The organism is Faecalibacterium longum (assembly GCF_040094125.1).
GTDB lineage: Bacteria > Bacillota > Clostridia > Oscillospirales > Ruminococcaceae > Faecalibacterium > Faecalibacterium longum.
On record NZ_JBBNIH010000087.1, the window covers coordinates 21,053 to 28,074 of the forward strand.

Here is a 7,022-nt window from a genome sequence, read left to right on the forward strand (position 1 = left end):
CTTTCCGGGTGCTTTCGAAAATACTTGAAAAGGAGTATTTATTATGGGCTTTAGTGCACTTCAGATCATTCTGGTCTTTGTGTGGGTGTTCATCGTCGCCATCGACCAGTTTGATTTCCTGGAATCCCTGTACCAGCCTATCGTTTCCGGTGCTGTCATCGGTGCGATCTTGGGCGATCTTCCCACCGGTCTGATCGTCGGCGGTACTTACCAGCTGATGACCATCGGTAACATGCCTGTCGGCGGCGCTCAGCCGCCAAACGCAGTCATCGGCGGCGTCATGGCTACCGTGTTTGCGATCTCTTCTCATCTGGATACCACCGCTGCTGTCGGTCTGGCAGTTCCCTTCGCTCTGATCGGCCAGTACATGGTTACCTTCCTGTTCACCCTCATGTCCCCCATGATGTCCAAGGCTGACCAGCTGGCAGCAAAGGGCGACACTAAGGGCATTGTCCGTCTGAACTATCTGGCAATGGCTCTTCTGGGCCTGCTGTTCGCCATCGTCTGCACCCTCGGTATGCTGGGCGGCTCTGCAATGGGTACTACCCTGAGCAACCTGGCCGCCAAGTATGCATGGATCATGGCTGGTCTGGGCGCTGCTGGCGGTATGATGCGCTTCGTCGGTTTCGCAACCCTGCTGCGCATCATGCTCTCCAACGAGTTCTGGGGCATCTACTTTGCTGGTTTCGCTCTGGCAACCATCATCGGCTACATCCCCGAGCTGTCCGGTTCTGCTCTGCTGCTGATCGCATTCGTTGGTGTTGCGATCGCTCTGTATGACTACCAGACTCGCGTTGCTATCAAGCAGGCTGCTGGTTCTGGTTTTGCTGCGAATGGAGGCGACGACGAAGATGGCATCTAATGCAACTCATTACAACAATCTGACTCCCGCGCAGCCTTTGGATAAGGCTACGCTGAACAAGATGGTGCTTCGTTCCCTGAACCTGCAGGCATCCTTCAACTACGAGCGTATGCAGGCCGCCGGCTGGCTGTACTGCATCCTGCCCGGTCTGGAGAAGATCCACGCAGACAACAAGGAAGACCTGGAGCTCTCCATGGAGCACAACCTGGAGTTCTTCAACACTCACCCGTTCCTGGTCACCTTCGTCATGGGCATCATCCTCTCTCTGGAGCAGCAGAAGGCTGACATCGAAACCATTCGTGCCGTGCGTGTTGCCGCTATGGGTCCTCTGGGCGGTATCGGCGACGCAATCTTCTGGTTCACTCTGGTTCCCATCACCGCAGGTATCACCTCGAACATGGCCATCAACGGTTCGCTGGCTGGCCCCATCCTGTTCCTGCTGATCTTTAACATCGTGCAGTTCGCATGCCGCTTCTTCCTGATGTACTGGTCTTACAACCTGGGCACCAAGGCTATCGACATCCTGACTGCCAACGCTAAGGAGTTCACCCGTGCAGCTTCCATGCTGGGCGTCTTCATCGTCGGTGCTCTGACTTCCAACTACGGCGGCACCACCGTTGCTACCGTCATCGAGAACGGCGACAGCCCCATCGTTATCCAGAGCATTCTGGATGGCGTCCTGCCCAAGCTGATCCCTCTGGCTCTGACCCTCGGCCTGTTCTTCCTGATGAAGAAGAAGAACTGGAAGCCCGTTACCTGCATCGCTCTGCTGCTGGTCATCGGTCTGGTCGGCGCATTCTTCGGCATCTTTGCTTAAGACATAAGCCGGAATCACAATGCACGCGGTACTTCTTGATTTTAATGGGACGATGTTCTTTGATACCCGCTTCCACATGGAGGCGTGGTCAAAGATCTATCATGAACTGCATCCCGAAGATAAAAGCCCTCTTGCATCGACGAAGATTTGCGGTCCCTGCAATGATGTCATCCTGAAGAACATGGCCCCGTGGCTCACCCCTGCGGAGCGCCAGCAGTATTCAGAAAAGAAAGAGGCGCTGTACCGGGAGGCATGCAGGAACGATCCTGCCAGTTTACACCTCGTAGCAGGTGCTGAAGAGCTGCTGCAAGGCTTACAGAAGCGCGGCATCCCGTTTGCGCTGGCGAGTGCTTCCATAAAAGCAAATGTTGATTTCTACTTTGACTCGTTTCCAATCGGTCACTGGCTGAAACAACAGGACGTCGTGTACGACGACGGAAGCTATGCCGACAAAGGCGAGATGCATCTGGAAGCTGCGCGGAGGCTGGGTGTTCCGTTCTCTGAGTGCTTGGTCATTGAGGACAGCGTCACCGCCATCGCTCTGGCAAAACGAAACGGCGCAGGCCGGATCGTGGGCGTCGGAGAGACGGCAGACGGGCCCGAGCTGCTGGCACTGGGAGCAGACCACTACATCCACGACTTTACAGAATTTGATTACGGTTGGCTGGAAAACTGAGTTCACCCAATGAGTTTCCACTTCCACAGTTGATAAGGCGGCTTCGAGAGATCGAAGCCGCCTTTGTCGTGTCCGGATGACTATGGTTTTGAACTGCACAGGGGTCAAAAGTGGAAAACTGCGCAGGGAGGATAAAATAAAACGCGAAGGACTTTCCCGTTAAAAGAAAAGTCCTTCGCGTTTTTGCAATATGTCCCAGACAGGAGTCGAACCTGCGGCCTTCCCCTTAGGAGTAGGGGCTGAAGCCATAAATCCTAGGCAAGAGTAGGTAAAACAAGTAACGTTTTATCAATTGATTTTTTGTTGCGCTGTCAATCTGAGTAAAGAACACAAACCCCGAAATAAAACGAGTAAAAGGCTTTTCATTAGCAGAAAATTAGCAGAGCTAATGAAAAGTGGAAGGTTCATTGTAAAATGCCCACCTTTCATTAGCTGGGAAGTGTACGTTTCCCTACGGATATTTGCTTGTTTAGCATTCGTGAACCAGACCATACAGCCGTAGCTGGTGTGATGGACAAATGTTTTCAATAGAAAAAGACCAGAGCTTTCTGCGAGAAAACTCTGGTCTATGTAACAGTGCGAATGGAAATGCGCATTGTCTTGTAAAAGGAAGGGGCTTATGGTATTCTTACGGGAGTAAAGGCACTGGATGCAAGGAACTTTGCGTGATTTTAGGAGTGTGCGATGGAAAAGAAATTTAATATTGTAGTCGGTGAAGATGGAACTGTAAAACTCCCAGATGCGGTTCTGGAAAAACTTGAAGTCAAACCCGGAGAGGAAGTTCGCTTCGAGGTAGATGACAATTTCTATGCAGTCAGGCTTCTATCGCGGATAGAAGCTGAACGCTTGGATTACTTGAATTGGATGCATAATAAACATTGCCCCTCTATTGAGGAAATGATTGCAGAGTCGAGAAAACAAGCCACTCAGAACATTGTGATCTCCCGTATCCTTGATGGGATGCCGGCAGAAAAAATCGCAGAAGGCTATGAAGTTTCACTCGATTATGTAAAACAGCTTACACATCAGCTGAAGATGGACATAGAGGAAGCTAAGGCGAAAAAACACAAAGAAACGGGATCATCCTAAAACAGATAGCGGCAGTTTTCCATATACGGAAAACTGCCGCTGTTTATGTATAGAGGCTTATAGGTTCTTTGCAAGATTTTTAATGAGTGTAGCCATAGAGGGGTCAGCCAGCAGTTTAGCAAGAGCTGCTGCCGCATCTGTATCGACGGGACTGGCTTTGGGAGTGGATTGCTCTGCGCGAGGGAGGACTTCAGGCTCTGCACCATGATGCTGATAGAAGAAATCGTCGAATCGTTGTGCGTTCAAACGCCGATCATCATCCAGAATGTGTGCGTACTGCTCGGTGACCATCGAAGCCTGTGCATGACCGGAATCGCCCTGCACGGCTTTGATATCGCCGCCGTTCAGCTTGAGCTTGTATGTAATGCTGGAGTGTCGGAAGCTATGGAAAACCACTTTGGGGAAATCGTTTTCCTCAATCAGCTGCTTCAATGCACCGTTAATGGTGGATTGTTCGGTCGGCATTCCCAGCGGGCCGGCAACCACGAGATTATAGTCTGCATACTCTGCACCCAGTGCGTCCTTTGTCATGTCCTGCTCGGCTTTATAGTGGACAAGCATTTCAGCAACTGTTTTGGGGAGAAAAATGGTTCGGATACTGCTGTCTGTTTTAGGGCTTTTCAGAACCTGGACCGTGGTGCAGCGGGAACTCAGCGAGGGAAAACGAGTGATGACATTTTTATTTTCCAAGGCGTTCAGCGAAGCAATATCTACACGCTGCAATTCCTTATTTATGTAAATGGAGGCTCGCCCGGCTTCAATGCTTTCGGGGGAGATATCCACACAATCCCATGTCAGACCGAGCAATTCCCCTAAGCGCAGGGAACAAGAGAAGGAGAGGTTGATGCAAAGCCGGAGCCGTGGATCATCACAGACTTCTAAGGCATGGAACAGGGTCTCGGCAGTCCAGATATCACGCTTCTTTGCAGTGTATTTGGGCAAGGTGGCATAAATACAGGGATTCTTTTCCATAAGTTCCCACTTTACAGCCTGCTCAAAGGCACTTCTCAAAATTTTGTGAACCGAACGAACCGTGCCGGGAGAAACGTATTGATGCTGACGCTTTCCACACATAGGGTCAACGGCTTCGTATTTAAGCAGCCGCTGATAATATCCCTCAATTACGCGGGTGGTGAGATCTTGCAGCTTCATTGAGCCGATAAGCGGTTCTATGTAGTTTGAAATCAGTGCAGTGTTTGATTGATAGGTTGAAAGTGCCCATTTGGTTCTTCCGTACAGGGTGACGTATTCTTTAAGCAGGTCTTTTAGAGTTCGGCACTGGGGTGCCACAAAGGTACCGACGGATTCTTTGTATTCGACCTCTTTCTTACGGTTTTTGGCATCTGCAAGGTCGGTAAAGGTTTCCCATTTCTGCTTTAGCGTTCCATTAGTGTGTTTGTAGGTATAGACAACGCAGTATCGGTTATTGCGTTTGACAATGCTAGCCATTATACATCCTCCTCTACTTTACGTTTGGACTTCAGAACTTCATCGAAAGCGTCTTTTTGGATGCGTTTTACCCTTCCCAACTTCATCGTTGGAATTCCTTCTTTGAGAACCCACGAGTCAAGTGTTGGGCGGCTGATTCCGTAAAAAGCCTGAATTTCCTGAAAACTGTAGTATTTCCCATTCTTGGGACATTGCAGTTTTAGCGGCGGCTCCTCATGCGTTTCTTTTTTCGGTTTTTGAAGTTGGTATGTAGATTGGCTTTTAAGCCATGCCTTAAAACTTTTTTTGGTAATGCGCGGCCTGTCGGCCACGCGCTCAATGACGAAACAATCTCGGTATTTTTTGCAATCAAGAATCCCATAAACATTCTTGCGTGGGATACCGAGTAGTTTTGCCATTTCCGGGATGGAGATGGTTTGCGCTTCAATCTCCCGGTCACGCTCACGGTCGGCTGCTGTGCGGTAGCGACTTTGTGATCGGTACCACCGCTCAAAGTCCTCTTTGGGAATTCTCATACAGAAGTCTGCCGTTTCTGTTTTCAACTTGCCCTGTCGGATGAGTGTATAGATCGTTTCGGGTTTCACCTTCAATATCTCGGCGGCGTCAGGAACGGAATAGGACCGTTTGCAAAGTTCCTCGCCCGGTGGCGAACCATTGACCTTATGATATTTGACCTGATTGGCATACCATTTCTCAAAGCTGGAAATAACGATACGCCTTTTGTCGTTTATCAGAATGACTTCAAAGAGATTCTTATGAAGCAGCCAATAGCTGTCTGTTTTGCCAAGGCCGAGAAGCTGCCGCATCTCACGAACCGACATGGTGGTTTTGGTAGTGGCAGGTTCAGCTTTTCCGTATAAGGGAGCCGAAGTATTCCGCATATCATCCATGAAAGACACCTCTCTATCTATGTAAAAGTTTAGCCGGGATTTCTCATCCCGGCTAAAGAATAGCAGATTTCGCGTGAAATGTTGAGGATGTCAAACAGCGGGATTGCGTTCAACAGTGCCATCATTGAGCCATGCTTCAAAGCTGGCTTTGGAAATACGGTAAGCGCCGCTTACCTTGAACCAGCGGAATTCATTCTGCTTCAGTAGACGGTAGACAGTGGGACGGCTCAGGAGCAGCATTTCCATCAGGTCTTCTACGGTATAGCAGCGGCTGTCCTTTGCTGTGGAAACAGGGGAGGAAACCGAGTTGGGCGAAGGTTCTTCATGGATAATCATTGGATAATACCTCGTTAAATATACTTAAAGTTAAAACTTGAGCGGCAATGCAGCCCGGCGGCTGCCACCATTATAAATAGTATAGACCTGCTGAAGGTACTTCGTCTTGCCGGGAAGGCTTACGCCTGCGGTTCGTGCAAGGCGAAAAATCGTGAATGCATCGACCTGCCGCAGTTTGGCAATCAGACGGCTTTTACTGTATTCGGAGTGGTACAGTTCTACAAAGCGGCAGATGCCGAGCAGATTTGCAGAACTCATGGAATCAGGTTCTCCGTCCCACGCATTCAGCAAAACATCAAGGGATTCGATATACAGTTCAGGACCAAGCCGGATGAATTCGTGATAGGCGGTTGCGATGCAGCTGATCCGCTGCTTGCCCCGGCCTTCTTCAAAAGAAAGATGAACGCCAGCCAATTCGGTGGCCTGCTGGAATGCAACGGCAGCAGGCTCCCCTGCAAAAATCAGGGCACGGAGCTTCTGTCCTGCACTCAGCCGTTCCGAAATGCCTGTCTGCTGTGCAAACAGGAGGGCTTCTTCTCGTTCTGTCATACCAAAATAAACCTTGCAGCGAATCTGCAAATCTTCGCCGCCGTTCAGAAATTTCCGTGCAGCGATGGTGTTCTGTCCGTCCATCACATAGTAGTGACCATCCCGGAAGCTGATCTTCGGCTCATTGGCAACCCGCTCGTCAAATTCTTTTGCGATGCGGGCAACACGAGCGGGGTGAAGAGCACGCTGATAAGTGTCGCGCGGCACGATCAGTTCGCTGCTGTTCAGGCACATCTCATGGTAAGGTTTTACAACTGCGTTCATCATAAAGGAACCTCCTCGTATAATAAAATAGTAGTATTTATAGACCGCTCTCCAGCGGAATGCTACAATAGTTTCAGGGTGCTGTGGATT

General features: G+C 49.9%; 8 protein-coding genes. 4 read left to right on the forward strand and 4 right to left on the reverse strand.

The features are described from left to right. Positions 1-43 precede the first annotated feature (43 nt). From AAAU26_RS02515 to AAAU26_RS02530, 4 genes are all read left to right on the forward strand, one after another. On the forward strand, positions 44-862 hold the full coding sequence (locus AAAU26_RS02515; protein ID WP_158396476.1) for a PTS mannose/fructose/sorbose/N-acetylgalactosamine transporter subunit IIC: 819 nt from the start codon (positions 44-46) through the stop codon (positions 860-862). Beyond that, on the forward strand, positions 852-1,679 hold the full coding sequence (locus tag AAAU26_RS02520; protein WP_158396477.1) for a PTS system mannose/fructose/sorbose family transporter subunit IID: 828 nt from the start codon (positions 852-854) through the stop codon (positions 1,677-1,679). Before AAAU26_RS02515 ends, AAAU26_RS02520 begins: the two co-directional genes overlap by 11 nt. A gap of 19 nt (positions 1,680-1,698) precedes the next feature. Further along, positions 1,699-2,355 (forward strand): HAD family hydrolase, encoded by a 657-nt coding sequence (locus AAAU26_RS02525; RefSeq protein WP_158396479.1) that lies wholly within the window; start codon positions 1,699-1,701, stop codon positions 2,353-2,355. Between the two features lie 684 nt (positions 2,356-3,039). After that, positions 3,040-3,444 carry an AbrB/MazE/SpoVT family DNA-binding domain-containing protein gene (locus AAAU26_RS02530; protein ID WP_015536742.1) on the forward strand — a complete coding sequence of 135 codons (405 nt, stop codon included), beginning with the start codon at positions 3,040-3,042 and terminating at the stop codon, positions 3,442-3,444. Between the two features lie 57 nt (positions 3,445-3,501). Here the strand turns inward: AAAU26_RS02530 and AAAU26_RS02535 are convergent, their stop codons facing one another. The 4 genes from AAAU26_RS02535 to AAAU26_RS02550 all read right to left on the reverse strand — a co-directional run bounded on the left by AAAU26_RS02535 (position 3,502) and on the right by AAAU26_RS02550 (position 6,935). Next, positions 3,502-4,893, reverse strand: a complete 1,392-nt coding sequence (locus tag AAAU26_RS02535; RefSeq protein ID WP_227619414.1) for a tyrosine-type recombinase/integrase — start codon at positions 4,891-4,893, stop codon at positions 3,502-3,504. Beyond that, entirely contained in the window at positions 4,893-5,783 is an 891-nt protein-coding gene (locus AAAU26_RS02540) for a helix-turn-helix domain-containing protein (protein WP_005928318.1), read from the reverse strand. Before AAAU26_RS02540 ends, AAAU26_RS02535 begins: the two co-directional genes overlap by 1 nt. Positions 5,784-5,873: 90 nt before the next feature. Continuing rightward, complete coding sequence (locus AAAU26_RS02545; protein WP_005933015.1) at positions 5,874-6,119, reverse strand: helix-turn-helix domain-containing protein; 246 nt, start codon at positions 6,117-6,119, stop codon at positions 5,874-5,876. A 30-nt stretch (positions 6,120-6,149) separates the two neighbouring features. After that, entirely contained in the window at positions 6,150-6,935 is a 786-nt protein-coding gene (locus tag AAAU26_RS02550) for a DUF6551 family protein (protein WP_097773969.1), read from the reverse strand. Positions 6,936-7,022: the final 87 nt, after the last annotated feature.